The organism is Synechococcus sp. UW179A (genome assembly GCF_900473965.1).
Taxonomy (GTDB): domain Bacteria; phylum Cyanobacteriota; class Cyanobacteriia; order PCC-6307; family Cyanobiaceae; genus Synechococcus_C.
The window spans coordinates 42,644-65,500 of record NZ_UCNJ01000025.1 but is presented as its reverse complement, the minus strand read 5'-3'; the positions used below and the strand labels follow the sequence as shown (position 1 = coordinate 65,500).

Here is a 22,857-nt window from a genome sequence, read left to right as displayed (position 1 = left end):
CCACCTTAAAAATCAGTGGGAAGGGGGTGAAGTTGCTTAAGGCTTGTAGTAATGAATCGGCTCCTCAGGCTTCCCCCCTCGATCAACCTGCAACTGGATCCTGGCCATGTAGCGGCGTGCCACAACAGCGTTTTCCATCTCAAACGAGGCAAAACGCTCCAGATGCCGACACTGACTGGCCACCACATCAGCACGATCAAAGTGAAATCCGATCTCTGAGGCCAGAGCGATCACAGCATCCAGGTCAATATCGAGAGGCAGATGGGCATCTCCCCAAAGCTCCACATGAAATGCCGCGAGTTGCTGTTGCAACTCGGCATCGGAGCGCACCTTTGTAAGAAAGGCAGTGAGCTGCTCGGCTCCGTTCATCCCCACAAGCCAAGAGGCACAAAGCCACCGATCCATTCCACAGCCAGATCCGAGAGCTCCAGGCCACTCGAAAGACCGGTGATGTACTGATAGGTGGGTCCATTGGTACCACTGATATTCGAAACCAGAACGTCGTCCCTGCTGAAGACGAGCTCCCCATCTTCGATCTGGCTTTGCAGCGTCACGATGTTGTAGCTCTGGCCTGCTCTGGTGTTGAAGGCCACTTCAAGTGCATTGGTCCCTTCCCCGGTCGGCAGCAGCCTCACAATCGGATCGCCATCGTCATAGGCGGATGACTCTCCAGCGGAACCGCCTCGATAGATGGTCACCGTGGGTTGCTGTGATGGGAAAGGCTCCAGCGGCGTGAGCCGAAGATCAATCTGCTCATCCAGCAACTGCGACATCTGCATGTAGGCAAGCCGTTGCTCATTCGTCGCTATGGATTCTTCTCCATTGAGCACTCTCAAAGCCTCCGCCTTGGGATCCAGATTGCGCAATTCAAGAGGAGCAGCCTTGAACGGATTCAACTGACCAGTGATGGGATCAATGTTGGGGTAGTAGTCACCGCCTCCGGGCCGGAGGTCATAAAACTCGCCTTGCCAATTGGCCGGGTCATACGGCTCATCACCTGAAAAGTAGCGAACGTATTTGTAATCCTTGGTGCGTAACGCCTGCAAACGGTTGGGGCCTGGAAGTAATCCGTGATCCCAAGCTCCCTCTGGGATTGAATTTGCAGGATCTTGGCCTGCATAGATGTCGTCATAGGTGTAAAGCAACGACGACTGCACATCGAGATCATCAATGGAGAGCGGCGAACCGGTCGCCGCTCTGCGAATGATCGGGGAGTAGTCAACGCCGCTAAGGTCGTAACCCTCCAGTTCCTGTTCACTGGAGCCATAGAGCCCAGCCACTGTGGGCAGGAAGTCCACGAGCGAGACCAGGGCATCGGAGGTCTGGCCGCCTTTGAAGTATTGGGGATTCGACCAGATCATCGGAACCCGAATCGACTCTTCATAGGCGTTGAACATCTTCTGAACCATGCCGCCATGGGTCATGCCCATCTCGCCGTGATCACTGGTGCTCACAAACATGGTGTCGTCGACCATGCCATGACGGCGCAACGCCAGGATCACGTTGCCCATCTGAGTGTCGGCGATCTCCATGAGATTGCCGTAGAAGTTGAGATAGTTGAGCTTCATCTCATCGGTCGGCAGCGGTTGAGCGCCGGCCTGCGCAAGCAGCCACTCACGCTGAATCTGAGGTTTGTAATTGCCTGCTAAATCAAGCCCTTGCTGAACCGCCGTCGGTGATGCGATCGGTTCCTTCACCGTCTTCGGCAGGATGTCGATGCTGCCTTCGATCATCTCCCGGCTGTAGCCGAACTTCGTCTGAGGGTCGCCCTTGCCCCAGGTCTCTGGGTAAGACAACACATCATGGGGGTTGACCAACGACACAACCATGGCGAACGGGCGATCATTCCCCGACTTCACGCGTTGATTCAGCCAGCTGGTGGCCTCATCAACAAAACGGGAGTCGTTGTCGGCGTAACCACCACCTGCGTTGGCAGGATCCATATCCTGCCCGGCATCCGGCCCCTGCCAGTTACTGAACTCATAGGGCTGCATGTCCTGATACACCACCTCGCCGTCTTCGAGGGTGATGGTCTTGCTCAGGTGGGTCTTGCCGAAATACGACACGTCGTATCCCTGATCCAGCAGCACATTGCCGAGAGTGGGCAGATCAGGATTGAGCTGAACCTGAGAATCGAGGATTGGATTCTCAATGTCGCTGAGAAGCAGGTCGACTTCATGTTGAGCTGGGAACTTACCCGTGAAAAACGTGGCGCGTGCAGAAGAGCACATCGCCGTGTTGGTGAAGGAGTTCTCAAATGAAAGTCCGTTATCCAGCAACCACTGACGAGTGGGAAGTTTCTCCTTCGCCCAATCGCGAGGAAGCCAAAGGTCCTCTGGTTTGACCTGATCTCGGATGAACACAACCAGATTGGGTGGTCGTGCCGTTGACGACTCAGCATCAGCAAGAAACTGACGGACCTGATTCAAATCAGCAGTGCTTTGCAGGCCGGACAATCCAATCTGCTCAGCAACACTCAAATAATCCCTGCAGAGCAACAGCTGTTGGTCGCTGAGCTGATCTGGATTGAATCCCGCCAATTCAGCGACAAGCCGCTCGTCCTCACTGGGCATCAACCCCAGTTGATCAAGACTTGATGACGAGGAATTATCCAGCTCAGGAACCCTCTATGAAACCTCTTATTCAGCGATTCTTGCAGGATTTAAAGGCTTTGCAAAAACTTCGAGTCGTTAGTTGCAGATCGACTAAACAACACGGGTTTGAGGTCAGAGACGGCGCATGCTCGGTCGTCATCATCCGCCCAACGACTTTAAAATCTTCTCCATATCGATCGGCGATCTGCAGACAAGGATTTGTAGATAGCCTTAGTCAAGCGCGATGTCGAAGCCAGGGCTGATCGCAGAACAATCCGCCTGGTTGATTCAAAGCACGACTCCATCGACAACATCTCGATGAAGCCCAAGGGCAAAGCCAAACATCATTGCGTTGAATAGAAAGTGTCCCTAACTCGGACAGGCATGGGCTCTCCCTGGTTGTTACTGCTTCTGGCCATCACAGCTGAGGTGATCGGCACCTCTTGCCTCAAGCTCTCGCAAGGCTTCAGTCGACCGGTTCCCACCCTGGTTGTGCTATCGGCTTATGCCATTTCGATGACGTTGATGTCACGGGTGGTGCAAGTGCTCCCCATGGGCCTCACCTACGCCCTCTGGAGTGGAATCGGCATCGTGGCGATCGTGATGATTGGCCTGCTCCTCTATCACCAGGTGCCGACCCAGGGGCAACTGATGGGTATGGCCCTGATCACAGCCGGAGTGATCACGGTGAACCTCAGCGGTCATCCTGGTTGAACGCGCCTCAACAGCCGAAGCACTGACGGACTCCCAAGGCCTGGCTAGGGAAAGATCATTGCCTTGATGGGCTATGGGCTATCGCACAGATTTCGGTCGGGATCACGAACGCCCGCTGGCAGTGTTCGCCTCACCGGGACGCTACGTCCAAGGTCCCGGTGCTACTTGGGAACTAGGCACAGAGCTGAAACGCCTTGGCCTGAGTGGGCCGGTGCTGTTCATCGCTGGTGGCACAGCCCGCAGAACTCTGGCTTCGATCTGGAAGGAAACCCTCCCCCCTGTCGGGATCACACCTGTGGTTGAAGCCTTCGGTGGCGAATGCTGCGACCAGGAGATCAGCCGTTTGGTCGGCCTGGCGGCAACGCAGCCCTTCTGCGCCGTTGTTGGCGCTGGTGGTGGCAAAACCTCCGACACAGCAAGAGCCGTAGCCGATGAGCTGGATCTGCCGGTAGTGATCACGCCCACCCTCGCGAGCACTGATTCGCCATGCAGTGCCCTATCGGTGATTTACACCAATGGCGGAGGGGTGCAGGGTTTCCGCTTTTACAACCGCCATCCGCTGCTGCTGCTTGTTGACACGGAGGTTGTGGCTAGGGCGCCGAAGCGGCAACTGGTCGCTGGCCTCGGTGATGCCCTAGCCACCTGGTTTGAAGCCCGAAGCTGCCGGCAAAGCCACAGTTGCAATGTGGTTGGGGGCTACCCGACCACCACGTCCACAGCCCTGGCGAAGCTGTGCTGCGACATTCTCATGGCCGATGGCCCTGCCGCCTGCTCAGCGGTGGATTCGCAGGTCACCACCCCCGCTCTCGAGCGGATTGTGGAAGCGAATAATCTGCTATCAGGGCTTGGCTTTGAAAGCGGAGGCCTGGCACTTGCCCATGCCGTTCACAACGGCATCAGCGAGATCCCCGCAAGCCACGCGATGCTTCATGGGGAGAAGGTCGCCTTCGGACTACACACCCAACTAGTCATGGAAGGGCAGCCGCAGTCGGAGATCCAAGAGATCTTCAGCTACTGCCGATCTGTAGGTCTCCCCACCACGCTGCAGCAGATCGGGATCAACCCAGACGACGACGAGGCCATCCAGCAGATTGCGCAACGGACGGTCATCCCAGGAGAAAGCAGCCACAACGAGCCCTTCGAAGTCACCGCCGCAGCGGTGGCGGCTGCCATGCGGGCCGCTGATCAACAAGGGCGTGCCTATATCAACTGATACCGGTCGTCACAGGAGATCACATCGATATGGGAAGGTCATCAACACGCTGAACCTCCCTTCCTGTGCTGCGCTTTCGCCGATTCCTGCTGATTGCAGCTGTGATTGCCGGGCTGGCCGTGCTGTTCCATCTCATCAACGTGCACGGGCTGGAGCCGATCCGAGCGCAAGTTGAACGCCTTGGGGTCTGGGCTCCCTTGGGGATCCTGTTCCTACGCGGCGTGAGCATCATCCTGCCGGCACTGCCCAGCACGGCTTACTCCCTGCTGGCCGGAGCATTGCTGGGGTTCCAGACGGGCTTCATCACGATCGTGATCTGCGATCTGATCTTTTGCCAGGCCGCCTTCCTGCTGGCCAGCAACTACGGACGCGGACCGATCCAGCAGCTGGTGGGAGAAAAAGCGATGACCACCATCGAACGCTTCAGTCGCAACCAGCTTGAAGGCAATCCGTTTCTGCTCACTGGTCTTTTAATGACCGGACTGTTCGATTTCGTGAGCTATGGCGCAGGCCTAGGTGGCGTCCCCTGGCGGGCGTTCGTACTGCCGTTATTGGTGAGTGTGCTGCTGAGCAGTGGGCCGATCGTGGCCCTGGGCGCTGGAATTTTCAGCGGCGGCAAATTCTTGCTGATCGGAGCTGTATTCGGCATGTTCGCCCTGGCGATTGTGGCAGGAGTGATCCAGCAGCGCATGCGCAAGCAGGCGGGTTCAGACACGTAGGCCCAGCAGCGCATCACTACGCTCTCGGGTGCGAGTCAACAGCTCCGCATCGCTGTTGAGATCCTGGCCGTAGCTGGGAATCAGCTGATTGAGGCGCTCTTGCCAGGCCTGCGTGGCCAGCTTTGCAGCAAAGCAACGCTCCAGCACCTCCACCATGATCTGCACAGAGGTGCTGGCCCCAGGAGATGCACCAAGCAGAGCGGCCAGGGATCCATCTGCTGCACTGACCACTTCCGTGCCCATCTGCAGGCGACCACCATCAGGCGTGCGTTTGATGATCTGCACCCGTTGACCAGCCACCGAAAGGCTCCAGTCATCCGCATTGGCCTCAGGCAGGAAGGCATGCAATGCCTCCATCCGATCAGCTTCGCTCTGGCGCAACTGATTGATCAGATACTTCACCAGAGGCAGGTTGTTCACTCCCACCTGCAGCATCGGCAGCAGGTTGGCGGGACGCACCGACAGCGGCAGATCCAACAGCGAACCGGTCTTGAGAAATTTGCTGCTAAACCCGGCGTAGGGACCGAACAGCAGGGATCGCTTGCCGTCAATCCAGCGGGTATCGAGATGGGGCACCGACATCGGCGGCGCACCCACCTTCGCCTTGCCATACACCTTGGCGTGGTGACGCCCCACCAGAGCTGGCTCGCCGCACACTAGCCATTGGCCGCTCACGGGAAAGCCGGCATAGTCGGCTGCCTCCGGGATGCCACTGCTCTGCAGCAGTGGCAGAGCTCCACCGCCAGCGCCAAGGAACACAAACGGAGCCTGCACCTTGCGACGGCCCGAAGGACCGCGCAAATCAAGCTGCCAGTCACAGCAGGTCATCGACTCCGTCAGCGGTCGCTTGAGTCCCTGAACTGACGAGCCATATACCACCTGAAGAGCGCCCGCTGTCTGCAGCGGCAGCAGCAGTGCCCTGGTCAGAGCCCCGAAGTCGAGATCGAGTCCACGCTCGATACGGGTGGCTGCAATCTGTTGACCAGGCCGACGCCCTTGCATCACCAAAGGCATCCAATCGCCGATCTGCTCGGCATCCGTGCTCCAGTGCATCGCTGCGAAGGCCGGTAGGGCGCTCAACTGACGATGCCGCTGCTGCAGGAACGCCACATCCTCCTGTCCCCAGACAAAACTGAGATGCGGCACCTGATGAAGAAAGCTGCCTGGATCTAGAACTCCCCGTTCTGTGAGAGAGGCCCAGAACTCCAGGCTTCGCTCGAAGGCCGCATTGATCGCCAGGGCTTTCTCAGTGGACACCGTCCCATCGGCCTGCTGGGGGGTGTAGTTGAGCTCACAGTTGGCAGCATGACCAGTGCCGGCGTTATTGACCGCTGCACTGCTCTCCAGAGCCGACGCCTCGAGACGCTCAACCAGCAAAAGGCGCATCTCAGGGTCGAGGGCATGCAGCAACGAAGCCAGGGTGGAACTCATCATTCCCGCACCCACCAGCACGGCGTCGTAACGATCCATCGCGTGAGCTGTTCCTGCTTCTCAAGGGTATGAATCCATCCGGACACGTGCCTGCCTACCCTGAGTGAAAGCATTAACCCCCATCCGGCCATGAGCACCGAAACGCTGCCGCTCAACCAAGAAAACGTGGAAAAGGTGCTCGATGAGCTGCGCCCGTTCCTGATGGCCGATGGTGGCAACGTGGAAGTGGTGGAAATCGATGGACCCGTGGTCAAAGTGCGCTTGCAGGGCGCCTGCGGCAGCTGCCCCAGCAGCACCATGACCCTGAAAATGGGAATCGAGCGCAAAATGCGCGAATCCATTCCTGAAGTGAGTGAAGTGGTTCAAGTTCTCTGATCCAGTCCAGCCACTGACAGGCTCAGAGCGAAAAGCCATCCTGAAGACATCAGTGCAGGCACGAGCAGCTGTCGATGCCGAGGATGCCACGTCCACGCCTGATCGTGTTGGTGCTAACAGCGGCACTCACGATCGTTTTCGTTCTGATGCTGAGCGGACGCGCGCTGATCGGCCAGGCCCCCCCCAACGTGCTCGACCGCGACGCTGTTACGGCGGTGATGGAGGGTCCCTCAGGCCTGGAAGAGGTGCAGCTCTCGGAAGATCTGGTGCGCAAGCATCCGTTCATCTACGCCGGAATCCATCTCGACAAGATCTATGAGCTGAATCTGAACTCACGCACATTCACAGCTGATGGTGAGATCTGGCTGGAGTGGCTGCCTGAAGTGGAAGCACTGCTGCAGAAACATGGCCACAAACCTGCCGACCTGATTGCACTTGCCAACCGCATCGAAATGTGGGACTCCACCTTCGAACCCTCCACGGATGCACCACGGGAGCTTTCTGGTGGAAGGCGCCAGCAGCTTTTTCACTTCTCGAGCCGCTTTTACGACGATGAAGTCGACTTCCGCCGTGATCCGTTCGATATTTTGCGGCTGCCGGTGATCGTGGAGCTCAAACCACTGTGGACGTCGCAGAAATACGCCGATCTGCGGTTGCTACCCGAACCGAATGAAGGCAACCTGGTGGGTGAGCTGGGCACCCTCAGCGGCTATCAGCTCGAGAGTGCCAGCTTCACGCCTTATCTCCGACGCACAAGCAACCGTCGAGGCACCTGGTATCGACCGCACCTGAGCCAAGTTCGTCTGGAAGTGGTCTACCAGTCGAATCTCTGGCCTGGAATCGTCAACTGGGTCATCCCGCTGATGATCATCAACTCGATTGTGTTGATGGCTCCTTCCGTTGAGGGAACACTCTCTGATGTACGACTGGCCATCCCATCCACGGCACTGCTCACACTGATCTTTTTGCAGCAGTCATATCACTCCTCGCTGCCAAAACTGCCCTACACCACCTTTCTCGATGATCTGTTCACTGCCAGCTACCTGATCGCCATGGCCCTCTTCGGTCTGTTCACCTGGGGTTACAACGCCTACACCAGCGCTGCCGACGACCAGAAGCTGAAGACCATGCGCCAGATCAACCGAGCTGACCAGCGCTTTCAGATCATCTCGGCCTTGGCCCTGGTGCTGACCGCGTTGATCAGCTGGGGAAGTCGATGAAAGACAAGATGCTGTTCAGCCTGCTGGCCAGCCTGCTGGTGAGCAGTTGCAGTACTGGCGCTTCCACAACCGACGTCAATGTGGTGCGCGTGGGTCTGCTCCATTCCCGCAGCGGGACGATGGCGTTGTCTGAAAACACCGTGGCCGAAGCCGAACGACTGGCGATCGAAGAAATCAACGCGAGCGGCGGGCTGATGCTGAAAGGCAAGCGCGTCTTGATTCAGCCCATCGAGGAAGACGGCATGTCCGATCCGGTCACCTTTGCGAGGCAGACCGAACAGTTGCTGGGTGACGAGCAAGTGGTAGCCATCTTCGGAGGCTGGACCTCGGCCAGTCGCAAAGCGATGCTGCCAGCCCTGGAAACACGGGACGCACTGCTGTTTTATCCGGTGCAATACGAAGGCCAGGAGTGCTCCCCTTATGTGGTGTATGGCGGTTCGGTTCCCAATCAGCAGTCAGAACCCGCCTTGAACTGGATGCTGGCTAACCGCAGCAAACGCATCCTGCTGATCGGCTCGGACTACATCTATCCGCGCACCGCCAATCGCATCATGCGTGCCCAGGTGCAACGGGAAGGAGGAACAGTGCTTGCTGAGCGCTACCTCCCACTCGGCAGTGCAGAGGTGCACCCGCTGGTTGAAAGCATTCGGCAAGCCAGTACAAGCGGACCGGTTGTGGTGATCAACACCCTGAACGGCGATAGCAACCTCGCCTTCTTTGAACAGCTCTACCGCGAGGGCCTTATTGGCTCACAAGCCGTGGATCGCGGAGTGACCGTGTTGAGTCTTTCTGTCTCGGAGGAAGAAGCCCTGGCGATCGGTGCGAACAAAATCTCCGGGACTTACGCCAGCTGGAGCTATTTCCAATCGTTAGCTGGAGACGCCTCCAAAACATTCGCGCAGCGCTTTCGTCGTCGCTATGGCTATCACCGCGTGATCAACGACCCCGCGGAAGCCGCCTACAGCCTGGTCAATCTCTGGGCCCGCGCGGCGGAAAGCGCAGGCAGCACCAATCCCAAAGACGTCCGTCAGCATCTAATAGGAACCAGCTTTGCAGCCCCGCAGGGTTTGCTGACCGTCACCCCCAGCCAGCACCTCAACAAGCGCTCCCTGCTTGGCAGGGCCGATGACACTGGAAACTTCCAGGTGGTGAAAGATTTCGGCGTGATTGAACCCCAACCCTGGAATCCTGATCATCCGGACTCAGCAGGGCAGCACTGTAATCACAGCAGCGGCACCGCTCCCTAAGGCGTTGAAGCCTGAGCTGGCGGGGCCAACGGCGGGCAGCTGCGGGTCTCGAAATTGCAGGCATAGATCGTCGGCTTCTGCCAGCTCAGTGGAATCTCCAACAGATCGCGGGTGCCCGTGATGCCCTGCGCCACGAACAGCAGCGCAGCAAGCAGATTGGCGGTGACATGCAGGCGGCGCAGACGCAGGTCGCGCAGAATCTCTGGCCGGGCACCGAGAGAAAACAACATCAGGCCCACCACCGCGACACCCGACCAGTAATGGGATTGCCAGAACGCGGGAGAGAAAGGGTCATCAGACAATCGCCAAACCTCCGGCTGAGCTCCCAGACCCAGAACACCAGCCCAGGTGATCAGAGCAAACGCCAGCCGCAGGCCAGGTGCCTTCGCCATCCAGAGCGCGCCAAGACTGAGCAGGGTTCCGATCAATACCAGCAGCAGCGTGCCAGCCCGGCGGAAGCCGCCTTGAAACTGATCGAGCGGTCCAGACGTTGCGATGACCACGGTGAGCGCAACAATCACCAGACCAACCACAGCTGCCGCGAGCCAACGGCCGAGATCACTGTGGTCACGTCCCACGGTCGCAGGCGGTTTTGAGGTCTTGAGTCGCCTGGAGCGTGTCTGCATCGCCAGTCGTATCACGATCCCAATGAGGGGATAGACCAACACCACCGCCAACGCAGGGTGAAGGATCCAGAGCCAGTCCACCAGGGCCATCGGTGATACCAACCCAACGAACAAACGCAACGTAGCCATGGCGTGGCTGAACACTCCGCAGCAGAGCCAAGTCTTGAAATTCAAAAACTGAACCATTCGAGAGCGCCGACTGCAGCGCTCAGCGCAACCTCATGCAGAGCAGCCTGAGAACGCAGCTAGGCATGAGTTCAGGAGCGATCATGAGATCAGGTCTAGATCCCTAATGCTGAGAAAACTCTGCCCCGCCCTGGCCAACAAGACCTACTTCAACTACGGCGGGCAGGGGCCGCTGCCAACGCCCTCTCTGGAGGCCATCACCACCAGCTGGAAACGGATCCAGGAACTCGGCCCCTTCACCACAGACATCTGGCCCTACATCAGCTCCGAAGTGAACAAAACTCGCGGTCGTCTGGCGCGGTTATGCAATGTGCCAGCCCATCGGCTCGCCCTCAGCGAAAACGTGACGACAGGATGTGTGCTGCCGCTCTGGGGCCTCCCCCTGGACGATGGCGACCACATTCTGATCAGCGACTGTGAGCACCCCGGAGTCGTAGCGGCCTGCCATGAGCTGGCTCGGCGCCGCCAGCTGCAGGTTCACACGCTGCCGGTGAAGCAGTGCAGGCTCGGCCACGATCAGCAGGCCCGCACCAATCGCGACGTACTGGCGGCCCTCGAACAGCAGCTCACCAGCCGAACCCGGCTGGTGGTGTTGTCGCATCTGCTCTGGAACACCGGTCAGCAGATGCCGATCGCAGCAGTTGCCGCAGAGCTACAACAGCACCCGGCACAGCCCTACTTACTCGTGGATGCTGCACAGAGCGTCGGCCAGATCCCCGTTGGGGAGGCGGCACAAGCGGCCGATATCTATGCCTTTACCGGGCACAAATGGACCTGTGGTCCGGAAGGGCTGGGTGGGGTGGCGCTCTCAGAGCGCATGCTCACGGAGGCCCATCCCACCGTGATCGGCTGGCGCAGCCTTCAGGATGAAACGCGGGCTGTAGCTGATGATCCAGACCCCTTCCATCACGACAGCCGTCGCTTTGAGGTGGCCACCAGCTGCGTGCCATTGATGGCTGGTCTGCGCTGCTCTCTTGAGCTGTTAGATCAGGAAGGCTCGGATGGTGCTCGACTCGAGCGCATCCGCTCTCTGAGCGAACAGCTGTGGAGAGATCTGCAGTCGATCCCCGGGGTCTCACCACTACTTGATGGGCCACCCCCTGCTGGTCTCGTGAGTTTCCAAATGCACTCTGAAACAACGGCAGCAACACCAGCCGATGTGGTGAAAGCACTGGGGGCAGATCAGATCTGGATCCGTGATTTGGCAGATCCGATCTGCCTGCGAGCCTGCACCCATATCTGCACCAGCGAGAACGACATGGTGCAACTCATCGATCAGCTTCGGACGCTGTCAGCAAAGGGCAGGTAGCACCAAGAACGCCATGAGGCGAACCTCAAAAGACATGAAAAATACATTCCAAAAACTAATAATTTTATCTTCTTTTTTCTGGGCTTTTCAGGCTTCTGCTCAGGTCAATTTCACTGAAATTGACGGCAGTCTTTTGCATTCTCAATACCACCCAAATCCTCATTCAAAATTCAAAGGCACCGTTGTCTTTCAAAATGGGACGGGATCATCATTAGAAGCATGGTCTACAAACAAAACGTTCTTTGAATGCATCAAACAACTCGGCAATCTGTTCATGTACGACAGAAGCGGCCTAGGCAAAAGCTCACCAGATTTCAGCGTCTCTTCAGCGAATCCGATCACAGCGCAACACGTCAATTCCAAATTTGTCCAACTCCTAGACAGGAATCGAATCAAATCACCATATATTCTCGTTTCACACTCATACGGTGGACTTTATGCAGGATATTTTGCACGCAAATATCCTAACTCAGTCGCCGGCATGCTGATGGTTGATCCAGTGCCGAGCAATTTCCTGTATTCAGACCGGATTCAAAATCAATTTGACATCGCCCTCACAACAATTGGAACAATCCCTAGCAGGGAAGCCTACAAGCTATACGGTGTTTCAAGACAAAGCAAAAACAATGGAATAACAGCCGATGGGTTTTATCAACAGAAAGGATTTAAGACAAGCAAAAGGCAAGTGGCAGAACTGCCACTGATGAGCAGCACATTTCCAATCATCATCATGTCATCTACTGAAATGAATTCCAGTGCTCCAATCAAAGGAAATTGGCATAGCCTGCAAAAGCAATGGTTAAACCAGAATCCAAACAGCACGGCTCTCAAAGCTCAGGGTGGCCACTTCATACAGATCGAGCATCCCAAGCTCGTTTGCGAACAACTCAATCATCTCGTGAAAATAGCAGCACAGCAATCAAAGCCAAATCGATAGGAGCAAAGAAGTTATTAGCATCAAAATCACTCAAGACAATCGCCTCTTGAGTGGCAATCATTAAACCGATGCTCAATCAAAAACTGAAGCTTAACGACCAAATTTTTAGGCATCGAAGCGTTGCTTGAGCGCTCGCTCTGCTTCTTCTCGGTCATCGAAATGCAGCTTTTCAGTGCCCACAATCTGGTAATCCTCATGCCCTTTACCGGCGATCAAGACAAGATCGCCAGGTCCTGCCTGAGCAATCGCCTGAGCGATCGCGATCGCTCGGTCAGCTTCCACCTGGTAGTCGATGCCTGAAGAAAGCCCCGCCACCACATCGTCGAGAATGCGCTGAGGATCTTCCGTACGTGGATTGTCGGATGTAACCACAACGCGATCAGCCAGCTCTGCAGCAATCGAGGCCATCTGAGGACGCTTGCCCCGATCACGGTCTCCACCGCAGCCAAACACACACACCAGCTGTCCATCCACAAAGGGACGACTGGCCTGAAGAGCGCTGCGTAGACCGTCCGGGGTGTGGGCGTAATCCACAACAACGGCGGGCAGCTGGTCTGCAGCAGGGGAGGAAGGCAGCACCCGCTCCATTCGGCCAGGAACACCTCGGAAATGCGGAAGGGCCCTTAACAACAGGGGCAGTGGCAGGTCCTGCTGGAGCAGCGAGCCGATGGCCTGCATCACATTCATCAAATTGAAGCGACCCACCAGAGGCGAATGAAAACAACCTTCCCCTCGAGGTGTGAGCAGCATTCCCTCCACACCGCTAGACGTCATTACGAGATCACGCATGCTGAGATCGGCCATCTCGTCGAGGCTGCAGCGCCAACAGCGATCGCCAAGGCGATCCGCCAGACGACGCCCCCAGGGGTCGTCGACATTCACCACCGCCCTGGGGCCTTCCCCGATCAGGAAAGGATCGGCAAACAGACGCGCCTTAGCTTCGAAATAGGCCTCCATCGTCGCGTGGTAGTCGAGGTGGTCCTGCGTGAGGTTGGTGAACACCGCGGAAGAAAAACGACAACCCGCGACGCGCTGCTGATCCAGAGCATGGGAACTGACCTCCATGGCCGCCACCTCGGTGCCCCGGTTCAATGCTTCAGCCAGCTGAGCCTGCAACCGATCCGCAACCGCAGTGGTATGCGTCGACGTCACGCTATGTCCGGGCCAGCGATTGACCAGTGTTCCAAACAGTGCTGCAGGACAACCGCACTCCAGGCTCAGATGTTCAATCAAGTGGGTTGTGGTGGTCTTGCCATTGGTGCCGGTTACACCAATCAAATGCATGCGCAATGAGGGCTGCTGCCAGAAGGCGGCAGCCAGCTCTCCGGCCCAATGGGACACCGGCTCAGGAATCACCAGCACGGGATCCTGATCAGAGGGCGGATTCAACTGTGCTGCTTGAGACCCGATCAGCGCGGCCACGGCTCCAGCCTTCAGGGCCTCCGGCCAGAAACGGCCGCCATCAACGCGTTCACCGGGGAGGCCGATGAAAAGACAGCCCTTACCGACACTGCGGGAATCACAGGTGATCGATGTAACCGCGGGATTGGGAAGTCCCGCCGGCAGCGGAAGCAGCACTGCCTGTAGCAGCGAATGGAGCGTCTGCGTCATCACCGGCTCCTAAAGCTGAGGCCGTTCTAGTCCGATCCGGCGATGCTGGAGCAGTGCCGTTGCAACCAATTGAACAGTCCCTCACCGCTCAGGCGAGGGGAAACCCGTGGCAAGGGCTTGCCCTGCAGTGCCAGAACCGGCACTTCAAGGTCGTAACGAGTCCGCAGTTGCGGATCAATCCCCTCGCCATCAATGTCGATCACCTCCAAACTCAGCGGTGGCTCGAAGCGACTGAGATCTAGGCCTTGAAGCCGTTGCTCCAAGCCTTCACATAGGCAGCAGCCCTGCCTGCTGAACAAGGTCAGATGCATGGACTCAATCAGGAACGGGGTCACAACCGCAGGGGGTAAAGGGATGACAGCGACAGACCCGGCGCAGAGTGAGCCAGCCACCACGCCAGGGGCCGTGGCGCTGAATCGCTTCCAATCCGTAGGCACTGCAGCTGGGAATGAAGCGACAACGTGGGCCAAATAGTGGAGACAACCAGCTGCGATAAAAACCGATCGCTGCGATCATCAGTTGGGCCATGGCCTTGCTGAAACCCTGTCCAACGGTCTCGAGGAAGCCGACAGATAGGATGGGTGGTTCGCGCATGCAGAAACGCAAAGCTGACATCAAGTCCAGCATGGCGTTTCATCAGCGTGAATGGTCCAACACCTTCTTCACCTATGTCTCGTTACCGCGGCCCTCGCCTGAGGATCACGCGGCGCTTGGGAGACCTCCCTGGTCTCACCCGGAAGGCCGCAAAGCGGTCCTATCCACCCGGTCAGCACGGCCAAGCCCGTCGCAAGCGCTCTGAATATGCAATCCGCCTTGAAGAGAAGCAGAAGCTTCGTTTCAACTACGGCGTCTCCGAACGCCAACTTGTGCGCTACGTGAAAAAAGCACGCGCTCAGGACGGTTCCACAGGAACCAACCTGCTCAAACTTCTCGAAAACCGTCTCGATAACGTCTGCTTCCGCCTCGGTTTCGGCCCCACAGTGCCTGGCGCCCGCCAGCTTGTGAATCACGGCCATGTCACCGTGAATGGCCGCGTCACCGATATCGCCAGCTATCAATGCAAGGCCGGTGATGTCATCGCCGTCCGTGAGCGCAAGGGCAGCAAGAAATTGGCTGAAGGCAACCTGGAATTCCCAGGTCTTGCCAACGTGCCCCCCCATCTAGAGCTCGACAAAGGAAAGCTCAACGCCAAGGTGATCAGTAAGTGCGAACGCGAATGGGTCGCTCTCGAGATCAATGAACTGTTGGTGGTGGAGTACTACTCCCGCAAAGTCTGAGGCCTGCCTCGCATCTCACCACGTTCTTGCTTTGTATTCCCCGCACGGTTCTTCTGGAGCGGGGTTTTTTATGTCGAAATCAATGCATCGTTAGCAGAGGGGTCACTCAAACGACCTCTCACCACAAGCCATAGCGGCAAGCTTCAGTTGGCCTCCGCCAGAATTTTCCAGGAGATGTCTTCCATCAGCACGGATGGCTGCCCCTCCAAAGCGGCAGTCAGATCCGCTGGTTCGGAAAGATCAACCAGAATCACCCCATCCCTGCAGAGAAACTGCATGTCGGATTGATCGACACTCACGACCCGAAAGGCAGCTGCATGCTCTTGAGACCAAAGTGTTGCTTTCGCTCTTGCTTCAAGCAGGTTGAGATTTTCTGCGATGCAGTCCCAGCCTTTGTCAGAAAGCCGTTGAATACAAAACACGGTCGCACCCTTTGATGACATCACTTTGCGTCAGCCAGCATTTTTAAGCCACTAAGCAATAGATGAGCTTTGGGATCAAGCAGCGTCTGACGACGATATGAGCAATGCCTTACGCCTGAACTTGTCACGGAAAGAGTCAAACCAATCGGGCGGCGAGGCTGGTTTCATATGGCCTGATTTTTTGAGTCTGGTGGTTGATGCTCGCGGTCGAAGGGGTTGATTCGCCAACATTTCAAAACTTGATTCACAACGATGCTTCGCCTCTCAACTCTCCTCTGCGCAACGCTTTTAATTTCAGCTCCTGCATTCGCAGGCTCAGCTGGATGTCAGCGCAGCCAGAACTCAGCAGATGCCGAGACCACTGAGCAAATTCAGGAACGCGAGGCTCAGTCCTGACGGCAACGACATAGTTGGTCTCGACACGTTAAGGCTTCCCTGCAAGAGTTAACTTCACTGCCATCATCAAAAGAAGTAGGTGGTAGGGGTCGGATTCATCCGGCCCCTTTTGCTTTGGATTGAGATTCATCCAAAAGACCACTGGCATGGACCGCTACGCACCATGAACGTTTGGTCGTACTCACGCAATCGCAGCACTAGCCATCGCCATCTTGACCGGAAACACCAAACCGCAAAAGCATCGTTTGCTGAGTCAAATCGGATACAACGATATTGAGTGTTGATAAGCGGCTCTAACTGGCGAACTCCAACTCAAAGGCCAGGGCTAACCTTGTCCAATATGGTCGAATAAAATGTTGAACTGGCTGATATCAGTTTTGTCTGTCAATCAGACATTTCCAGACGAAAAAATGCTCCTCATTCTTGGCCCAGTCCCCAGAGAAGGACGATGCGAAACGGCTGAATGAATTGGCTAGTGTTACTCACTCTTTCACTGGGAAATCTGGAAATCAGCGAGATCAGTGCAGCTGTTCTGATCACTGTCTCGCTGGTGTTTCTAGTGAGCTTCGGAATTGTCTCCCTTAAAAACGACAGCAAGGGAATGATGGAATGGATGTTTGACAACAAAGCCAATGAAAAGCGCTGATGTCATAACGAGGGCCACTCAAAACGCAAGATCGCAACCAGAAGCACTCAACAAAGAAACCGTCGTTTTCATTGACATAGGTCTTGTTATGCCAAATAAACAACATGCATTCTTGATTGATCCATTTGCGTGCGTCCGCCACCAGACAGCACTGATAACGAGATGAGAGCCTAAACCATAGGCCCACCCGTTCTGCCGCCTTCAACCTCTGGAGACAAGAAGTTCCCAAAAGAACAGACTCAACCTGCTTCCCACAAGTCATGACTTAAAGCTGCGTCCCCCTGATAAGCAGCCTGAGGACACCATCAATCTGATGATTGCCCGACATGAAGCTGGTTAAACATCAGCTCAGACTGCTGCACCTGATTTGATGAAAGACTCTGATGCTCAGTACCAAGTGCAGTGGGGTAGCCGAGAACTTTCGATCAGCAATTGAGTGTGTAGATCGCCAATACAACAGCAAACGCAGTGAAACGAGCAATCCCAATCACTGTTTTAGGCCTGCTTGCCAGCAAGCCAAGCATCTCCAAAATATCCATTGCTCCAAACAACACAACGAACGTGCAACTATTTAGTTAATAGACCATCCACCAAATCCAGACACTTTAACAGACTCATTACCATCCAAGATTGAGTTAACAGATACTTCAAAAGGAACAGCTCTATTGTCAAACTTAAGCAGTGCAGAGCTTATTTCGGCAATATCTTCAGGCTGAGTATGAGTGCAGCATGACGCGATGTTTTCCAGCAACGTCTGGATCCAGCACTGAACCTTGTACCGAGTTCAAATCTCTGAGACCGAGGCTTAAGCGGTGACCATCAGCCAATGCCTTCTTTGCAATGGCCTGCCCGATGCCACGACTTGCACCACTGATCATCAATGTGCGCACAATGTTCACTGGCCAATTAATCAAAAAGAAACCCCTGCCGAAGGCAGGGGTTCTGAAAACTCTTGAGGGAGTGTTGCCTTGTTTCCACCCCGCGAGTGTTTTCTCCTCACAAATAGATATTATTCGCTGAGCATGGCCATGCAATCAGTTGCGACCAGTGGGGCAAACGGCACAAGCTTTCGCGCTTTCGGAAACAATTGGCCCTTCACAGCATGAGTCCCAACTCCTCACCCCCACCCTGCACCCCAGCGGAACGTGCATGTCTTTTACTGGCATCACCCAGTCATGAGCAGGAAGAGCCTTTTTGCTTGAAGAGCAGCTCGGATCATCTGTCTACGCAAATGAGTACAAATTCACTAGCAGATAGTACATGTGTTTGCTATGATTTATAGAGTTGGTTCTCCTCACTAGGGCATCCAACTCCTTACACGGACAACCATGAGACCCAGCGGTCGCCAAGGCGTTGGGTCTTTTTTATTGGATAGACCTTTAACCTTTAAAGCCGTTGTATTTGCCATACCCATCTTTTAGTGGTCTAATTGCCTTGACCTTCTCCTGGCCCCCCTTTGCGACAGATCCACTCAGGCAGGGGTTTTCCATCTTTATCTTTACATTCCTCAAGCATCTTGACGTCAACGTTGCATCCAGCAAAAAGGAGAGCAACGGCAAGAAACCCTAAAAGTTTTTGATGCATGGTCTATACATGGCTCCTTAATATTGATAGCTGATTAGAAATAAAAAGCCAACAACCTCATTGCAAATGTTGCTGACATCAGCTTTGACGCGCTAAGGCTTAAACAAGGCTCCGTCTTACTGATCAGTCGGGACTCGGCCTACATTGATGCCCCCTGAGCCGGGAAAGTGTAGTCCGGACATTTTTTGAAGACAACTCGAGGCAGGCATCCGGAAGCTACCCCATGGGCACGGACGCTAGACGGGTATCAACCGACGGACCTGATCATGTAGCGATCCGCCCCGAGTGGGGAGAGTTAATGGTTGCTGTTTCAAGCCTTTAAGTGATATGAATCGAATTGGTTGCGGAGATGGTCAAGAGGTCCGGGAGCGACGACCTTCTCTCCTTTTATCAAATACATGAAACTGTCTACTTTTGTCGCTATTGCTGGTGTTATCGGCAGATTCTTTTTAATCCCTAACCCTAACAGAGTTGGCTAGCTTCATAGTTTAAATATCTTACCGAGTTAAGCAGCAATGATAAAAACCACAAAACAATGATTGCTCACGGAAGCAGATCAAGAAATTAGTTTAACAATGAAAACCACAATCCTTCAAAGATTGCGGATATAGTTATCAAAACATCTATTTTAGATAGAAGCCAACCGTTGCATAATCTAAACTTTGCACGCAGGAAGTTTAAGTATTGACACGCTACACACTGGCGGAAGTTCCCTGGTCAAGAAGATATGCGAGCAAGCAATGACTATGTCTTATTGAATAATGGTCGTAAAGCCTGCTACCCATGCGAGGTGTTTGAAAGAAATACAAGCCCCTTAAAGGGAAAGCAGGGTGGTCTTGCAAGTTGTGGGTGACTAACCCCACCCCTCGGCAAAACAATTCAGTCTTCAGGACGCTGTGAGCAGAATCACAGCCTTCATTGTCTCAGGTCATCACAGCAGACAGTAGATCCGGAGATGGTGTGTGCATCGGAGGGAGACCTCTATTACTTCACTCAAAACCAATGAAAACTCGTCTCAGCCGTTTTATTGCTAAGCGCAATCAAAAGCAAAACGGTTTCACACTCATTGAGCTGATGGTCACCGTCTCAATCGTCGGCATCCTCAGTTCACTAGCTCTTCCAAGCTTTACTAGAGCTTTTGAAAGCACTAATTCCAGTAACGCCAAGCAATTCGTTGTTGACGCTGCTAGAGATTGTTCAACTGCACTAATCTTCGAACACCCAGTACCAACCGTCACTCAAGCTGATGCTGGATCTGACGTGACTCTTGCCACTTACAACTGCATCGAAACAGGATCAGTTGTTGCTGAAGGAGGCGAAGATCGCTGGACAGTTGTTATTGATGAAGATGGCATTCCGGAATTCCCAGTTAAGTCTACGATCTCCTAAATCTGACAATTAAATACCCAAATAACCAAACCACCAAACTAAAACCATGAATCTCACTTCAGTTCTTGTCACCCTAGTCATTGCTGGATCCGCTGCTCCAGGCATATCTAGGATGGCAATTCAACCAGTTATTGCTCAAAAGCGAGCCACCAATTTCGGTGTTGCCGAAACACAAGCCGTCACATTTGCCGCCAAAAATGAAGGCAAATCGTCATTAACAAAAACACCCGACCAATGCAAGCTTCAAGGCATTGGTAACAATGCTTTTATGATTACTTGCTGGGAAGGCAAAAGCAAATACGAAATGTCTGCGACTCGTGCTTTCAGGCTAGGAACATCAGCTTCAGGAGCGGGCCCTACTAATTCAGGAGCGGGCCCCACTAATTCAGGAGCGGGCTCCACTAATTCAGGAGCGGGCTCCATTGATTCAGGAGCGGGCTCCATTGATTCAGGATTTAATTCAATCGCAACAGATGTCGAAGCCACGACAACAAGTACCAATCATGTGCACGCGGGGGGCACATCGGCGTCTACAAATGGGAGATCATATGAAGAAAACTACAGAACGAAGGAACATCAGTCTTCTGGAGATAGAACATCAAGTGATGAAAAATACACTACGAACGATCGCCAGTCCTCCAGAAACAGCACATCAAGCAATGAAAAACATAAGAAGGACTGCGATAAATCCTCCAAAGGCAAGACGTCAAGCAAAGAAAAGTACGCAACAGACCATAAAGATCATTCTAGATATGAACAATCAAGTGATACAAAGCAGCAACATCACCATCATGACCCTAGGCATCATGACCCTAGGCATCATGATCCTAGATATCGTGATCCGAGATATATTGAGTCGGGCAGAATTCATCAAGCATCCCAACAAGATGTTCGCAGAGTTTATACCCGTAAGGTAACTGGCAAACCACATGTGCTTACTGCTAACAAATCCAACTACCGTATCAGTCAATTCGGAATCCGAAGGAGGTATTGATTTAAATCTTCTGCCAAAAAGCCTGAGGGCATCACGCGTGGACTGACAGAAACAAAAAACTCGAGAATAGAAAAGGGAGAAGCGTTGAGTTTCTCTACGAATCTCCCGACAGAATCTCTAGATCAATCAGGCCCCGCCAAGTGCGGGGTTTTTAATGCTTTAGAAGCCTAAATTAACTGATGCAGGAAATCGACAGCATTCAGTTTGAGAATACTCTCTTGAAGCGAAGTCTTTTCAAATAGTTCGCAGATGAGCTAGCGGCGGACTAGCAGCCTTCGACAGCAATGATCCTTCACGCCTAGAAGCAGAGAGAACCTGTAAAGACTCGGCTTGCCAGGGAATCGGATTCACCCTGAAGCCAAGCGGCTACCTAGAAAGTATTGAATAGAAGGGAACGTAATAAACTGCTTCTGCAAGAAAAAGAGATCCACCACTCGCTGATGGATTTAATCCAGCTGAAGACGGCATATCAATCTTTGCGGATGAGTCAATCAAACTGAGAAGCAAGGCCAAGCCTGCAGCAAGCCTTACATGGCAACAAAATCTCTAAGGAATTGCTGCGGCGATGAGCCGGCCAGTGGCGTGATCAACGTCCGCATTGACTGAGTTCAAACTATGTCCAGTAATTTAGAATCATCTATCTCAAGATTATTCACGCGAATGAATCAACTTGCATGATTTTCAGTCTTTACCATCCCATGACAGGGATGGCGTTGAATAACTATTATTTGATCTTAAATCCACCACAACACATCCAAGAGGTCCCAGATTGACGGTCGTTGAGGCTGTTTGCTGCCACTGTCGTCAATATTGTCTTTGATTTTTTTTGATAGTGACTCTTCCTTAAGAGCCTTATTTGCTTGTCCTTCAGGCATTACATCAAAGGATTGTGGGATTGATCCCAAACATCTTCACTCTGCATGTCTCATGTTTGAGCGTTTGGTCAAACTCTGGTCAGAAGTCAGAGTATTTCTGGTGAAAAGCAGGTGAACAAATCGATATTTCTTGCGGGTCCCAAGGTCAGCGTTGTCCCACTTGATCTCGCTGGAGTCCACATCAGCAATTTGGAAAAGGTTGTGGATCTTCGGGTCACGGGCAGCGCCGCCGCCATAGATGAGGTGTTCGATCTACCAATCATTGTCGTGCTTCCCTCCAGTCAGTTCGTCGTGGCGCACGAACACGGTCATTCCTGGAGCCACTTCCATAAAGATCGAGCTCACTCCGAACTTTTACTGGGCATGGCTATTGCTTCTGAATTGGCCAATCACCATTGTTCATAAACGATCTCAATCATTCCTTGAAAAAGTGAAAGGTGATATCAACCTTCAGGAGAAACTCAAAGCCGCTGCTGATACTGAAGCAGTGGCTGCAATTGCCAAAGAGGTAGGATTTAGCCTCTCTACGGACGAATCAAGCTCAACAGGATCACCTCACTCAGTGATATCAAGAGCTGAATTAAAAAACGTGGCTGTGGGTGACAACACTCGTTATAAAGCGCTCCACTATGCAACACTTACTCCTGCAAAACCCATCCAGAATGGATAACTTGCATTAAGACATGAGATATTTCGTATTTACAGAGATTCTGAGCTTCGGCGTAAGAACTGCATTAGGCAATAACTGACAGCAACTTTTAGGAGCTTTTTATTGATTAGCCCCATGGATATCAACTTTCACGACGCAACTGGCGTTAGTGGCGCGGTCACTTCAACGGATCAGGTTCGCCTTAAAAAAGCCGAGTCCCAACCCGAAGCCTTTGGGCTTGTCTTCCAGAAAAGTGATAGCAAGCTCGAAATCCATCAGTCCCTCCTGCTCGATCAGATCATGAGAGAGCTGACCCTGCCGCTGCTCGAGGTAGCGAGCATGAATCTGCTGCTTGTTCTCGCTCAGAAACGTGACGATTTCGCTGAGCACATGATCCCGCCACTCATCTTTATGGCTCTGTGGTACTGAGGTGTCAGTCAAGG

23 protein-coding genes are annotated in these 22,857 nt (G+C 54.0%); 13 read left to right on the top strand and 10 right to left on the bottom strand.

Annotation, left to right across the window (positions count from 1 at the left end; genetic code table 11):
- Positions 1-36: 36 nt before the first annotated feature.
- Together DXY31_RS12015 and DXY31_RS12010 are read right to left on the bottom strand one after the other, a co-directional pair.
- Positions 37-369 (bottom strand): Nif11-like leader peptide family natural product precursor, encoded by a 333-nt coding sequence (locus tag DXY31_RS12015; RefSeq protein ID WP_170953681.1) that lies wholly within the window; start codon positions 367-369, stop codon positions 37-39.
- Complete coding sequence (locus DXY31_RS12010; RefSeq protein WP_114993998.1) at positions 366-2,573, bottom strand: sulfatase-like hydrolase/transferase; 2,208 nt, start codon at positions 2,571-2,573, stop codon at positions 366-368. Before DXY31_RS12010 ends, DXY31_RS12015 begins: the two co-directional genes overlap by 4 nt.
- A 405-nt stretch (positions 2,574-2,978) precedes the next feature.
- Here DXY31_RS12010 and DXY31_RS12005 point away from each other — a divergent pair, with 405 nt between their 5' ends.
- From DXY31_RS12005 to DXY31_RS11995, 3 genes are all read left to right on the top strand, one after another.
- On the top strand, positions 2,979-3,308 hold the full coding sequence (locus tag DXY31_RS12005; RefSeq protein ID WP_114993997.1) for a multidrug efflux SMR transporter: 330 nt from the start codon (positions 2,979-2,981) through the stop codon (positions 3,306-3,308).
- A 73-nt stretch (positions 3,309-3,381) separates the two neighbouring features.
- Positions 3,382-4,521 carry a glycerol dehydrogenase gene (locus DXY31_RS12000; RefSeq protein WP_114993996.1) on the top strand — a complete coding sequence of 380 codons (1,140 nt, stop codon included), beginning with the start codon at positions 3,382-3,384 and terminating at the stop codon, positions 4,519-4,521.
- A gap of 65 nt (positions 4,522-4,586) precedes the next feature.
- A complete protein-coding gene (locus DXY31_RS11995) occupies positions 4,587-5,240 on the top strand; it encodes a TVP38/TMEM64 family protein (protein WP_114993995.1) in 654 nt (217 codons plus the stop codon).
- On the opposite strand, the gene DXY31_RS11990 is transcribed toward DXY31_RS11995, so the two are convergent.
- Positions 5,229-6,710, bottom strand: coding sequence for a malate:quinone oxidoreductase (locus DXY31_RS11990; protein WP_114993994.1), 1,482 nt, complete (start codon positions 6,708-6,710; stop codon positions 5,229-5,231). The two genes, DXY31_RS11995 and DXY31_RS11990, sit on opposite strands and share 12 nt — an antisense overlap.
- Positions 6,711-6,800: 90 nt before the next feature.
- On the opposite strand from DXY31_RS11990, the gene DXY31_RS11985 reads away from it, so the two are divergent.
- From DXY31_RS11985 to DXY31_RS11975, 3 genes are all read left to right on the top strand, one after another.
- Positions 6,801-7,046 carry a NifU family protein gene (locus DXY31_RS11985; protein ID WP_114993993.1) on the top strand — a complete coding sequence of 82 codons (246 nt, stop codon included), beginning with the start codon at positions 6,801-6,803 and terminating at the stop codon, positions 7,044-7,046.
- 83 nt (positions 7,047-7,129) lie between these two features.
- Positions 7,130-8,266: a hypothetical protein gene (locus DXY31_RS11980; RefSeq protein WP_244279745.1), complete on the top strand. Its 1,137-nt coding sequence runs from the start codon at positions 7,130-7,132 to the stop codon at positions 8,264-8,266.
- Positions 8,263-9,513, top strand: a complete 1,251-nt coding sequence (locus DXY31_RS11975; protein ID WP_114993991.1) for an urea ABC transporter substrate-binding protein — start codon at positions 8,263-8,265, stop codon at positions 9,511-9,513. Before DXY31_RS11980 ends, DXY31_RS11975 begins: the two co-directional genes overlap by 4 nt.
- On the opposite strand, the gene DXY31_RS11970 is transcribed toward DXY31_RS11975, so the two are convergent.
- On the bottom strand, positions 9,510-10,229 hold the full coding sequence (locus DXY31_RS11970) for a DUF4079 domain-containing protein (protein ID WP_114994203.1): 720 nt from the start codon (positions 10,227-10,229) through the stop codon (positions 9,510-9,512). The genes DXY31_RS11975 and DXY31_RS11970 overlap by 4 nt on opposite strands.
- Before the next feature lie 202 nt (positions 10,230-10,431).
- Here DXY31_RS11970 and DXY31_RS11965 point away from each other — a divergent pair, with 202 nt between their 5' ends.
- Both DXY31_RS11965 and DXY31_RS11960 read left to right on the top strand, forming a co-directional pair.
- On the top strand, positions 10,432-11,634 hold the full coding sequence (locus DXY31_RS11965) for an aminotransferase class V-fold PLP-dependent enzyme (RefSeq protein ID WP_114993990.1): 1,203 nt from the start codon (positions 10,432-10,434) through the stop codon (positions 11,632-11,634).
- A gap of 34 nt (positions 11,635-11,668) precedes the next feature.
- Entirely contained in the window at positions 11,669-12,571 is a 903-nt protein-coding gene (locus DXY31_RS11960; protein WP_114993989.1) for an alpha/beta hydrolase, read from the top strand.
- Between the two features lie 105 nt (positions 12,572-12,676).
- Here DXY31_RS11960 and DXY31_RS11955 read toward each other — a convergent pair whose 3' ends face one another.
- Genes DXY31_RS11955 through yidD form a run of 3 tightly spaced genes read right to left on the bottom strand, consistent with a single transcriptional unit; the run spans position 12,677 to position 14,776 of the window.
- Entirely contained in the window at positions 12,677-14,182 is a 1,506-nt protein-coding gene (locus DXY31_RS11955; protein WP_114993988.1) for a UDP-N-acetylmuramoyl-L-alanyl-D-glutamate--2,6-diaminopimelate ligase, read from the bottom strand.
- Between the two features lie 26 nt (positions 14,183-14,208).
- The gene (locus DXY31_RS11950; protein ID WP_170953680.1) at positions 14,209-14,493 is read right to left on the bottom strand and encodes a glutaredoxin family protein; all 285 of its coding nucleotides are present in this window, start codon (positions 14,491-14,493) and stop codon (positions 14,209-14,211) included.
- 4 nt (positions 14,494-14,497) lie between these two features.
- On the bottom strand, positions 14,498-14,776 hold the full coding sequence (gene yidD / locus DXY31_RS11945) for a membrane protein insertion efficiency factor YidD (RefSeq protein WP_114994202.1): 279 nt from the start codon (positions 14,774-14,776) through the stop codon (positions 14,498-14,500).
- Between the two features lie 74 nt (positions 14,777-14,850).
- Between yidD and rpsD the strand changes: the two genes are divergently transcribed.
- Positions 14,851-15,459 carry a 30S ribosomal protein S4 gene (rpsD, locus tag DXY31_RS11940; RefSeq protein WP_114993986.1) on the top strand — a complete coding sequence of 203 codons (609 nt, stop codon included), beginning with the start codon at positions 14,851-14,853 and terminating at the stop codon, positions 15,457-15,459.
- A gap of 143 nt (positions 15,460-15,602) precedes the next feature.
- Here rpsD and DXY31_RS11935 read toward each other — a convergent pair whose 3' ends face one another.
- A complete protein-coding gene (locus tag DXY31_RS11935) occupies positions 15,603-15,902 on the bottom strand; it encodes a hypothetical protein (RefSeq protein ID WP_114993985.1) in 300 nt (99 codons plus the stop codon).
- 838 nt (positions 15,903-16,740) lie between these two features.
- Here DXY31_RS11935 and DXY31_RS11930 point away from each other — a divergent pair.
- From DXY31_RS11930 to DXY31_RS16490, 3 genes are all read left to right on the top strand, one after another.
- On the top strand, positions 16,741-16,923 hold the full coding sequence (locus tag DXY31_RS11930) for a hypothetical protein (protein WP_114993984.1): 183 nt from the start codon (positions 16,741-16,743) through the stop codon (positions 16,921-16,923).
- Positions 16,924-19,509: 2,586 nt separating this feature from the next.
- Positions 19,510-19,896 carry a type IV pilin protein gene (locus DXY31_RS11920; RefSeq protein ID WP_114993983.1) on the top strand — a complete coding sequence of 129 codons (387 nt, stop codon included), beginning with the start codon at positions 19,510-19,512 and terminating at the stop codon, positions 19,894-19,896.
- A gap of 112 nt (positions 19,897-20,008) precedes the next feature.
- Entirely contained in the window at positions 20,009-20,890 is an 882-nt protein-coding gene (locus DXY31_RS16490; RefSeq protein WP_137024974.1) for a hypothetical protein, read from the top strand.
- Between the two features lie 911 nt (positions 20,891-21,801).
- Here DXY31_RS16490 and DXY31_RS17560 read toward each other — a convergent pair.
- A complete protein-coding gene (locus tag DXY31_RS17560; protein ID WP_256359634.1) occupies positions 21,802-22,005 on the bottom strand; it encodes a DUF3104 domain-containing protein in 204 nt (67 codons plus the stop codon).
- 130 nt (positions 22,006-22,135) lie between these two features.
- Between DXY31_RS17560 and DXY31_RS17055 the strand changes: the two genes are divergently transcribed.
- A complete protein-coding gene (locus tag DXY31_RS17055; protein ID WP_244279744.1) occupies positions 22,136-22,435 on the top strand; it encodes a Nif11-like leader peptide family RiPP precursor in 300 nt (99 codons plus the stop codon).
- A 162-nt stretch (positions 22,436-22,597) separates the two neighbouring features.
- Here DXY31_RS17055 and DXY31_RS11900 read toward each other — a convergent pair whose 3' ends face one another.
- Positions 22,598-22,855 carry a hypothetical protein gene (locus DXY31_RS11900; protein ID WP_114993979.1) on the bottom strand — a complete coding sequence of 86 codons (258 nt, stop codon included), beginning with the start codon at positions 22,853-22,855 and terminating at the stop codon, positions 22,598-22,600.
- Positions 22,856-22,857 lie beyond the last annotated feature (2 nt).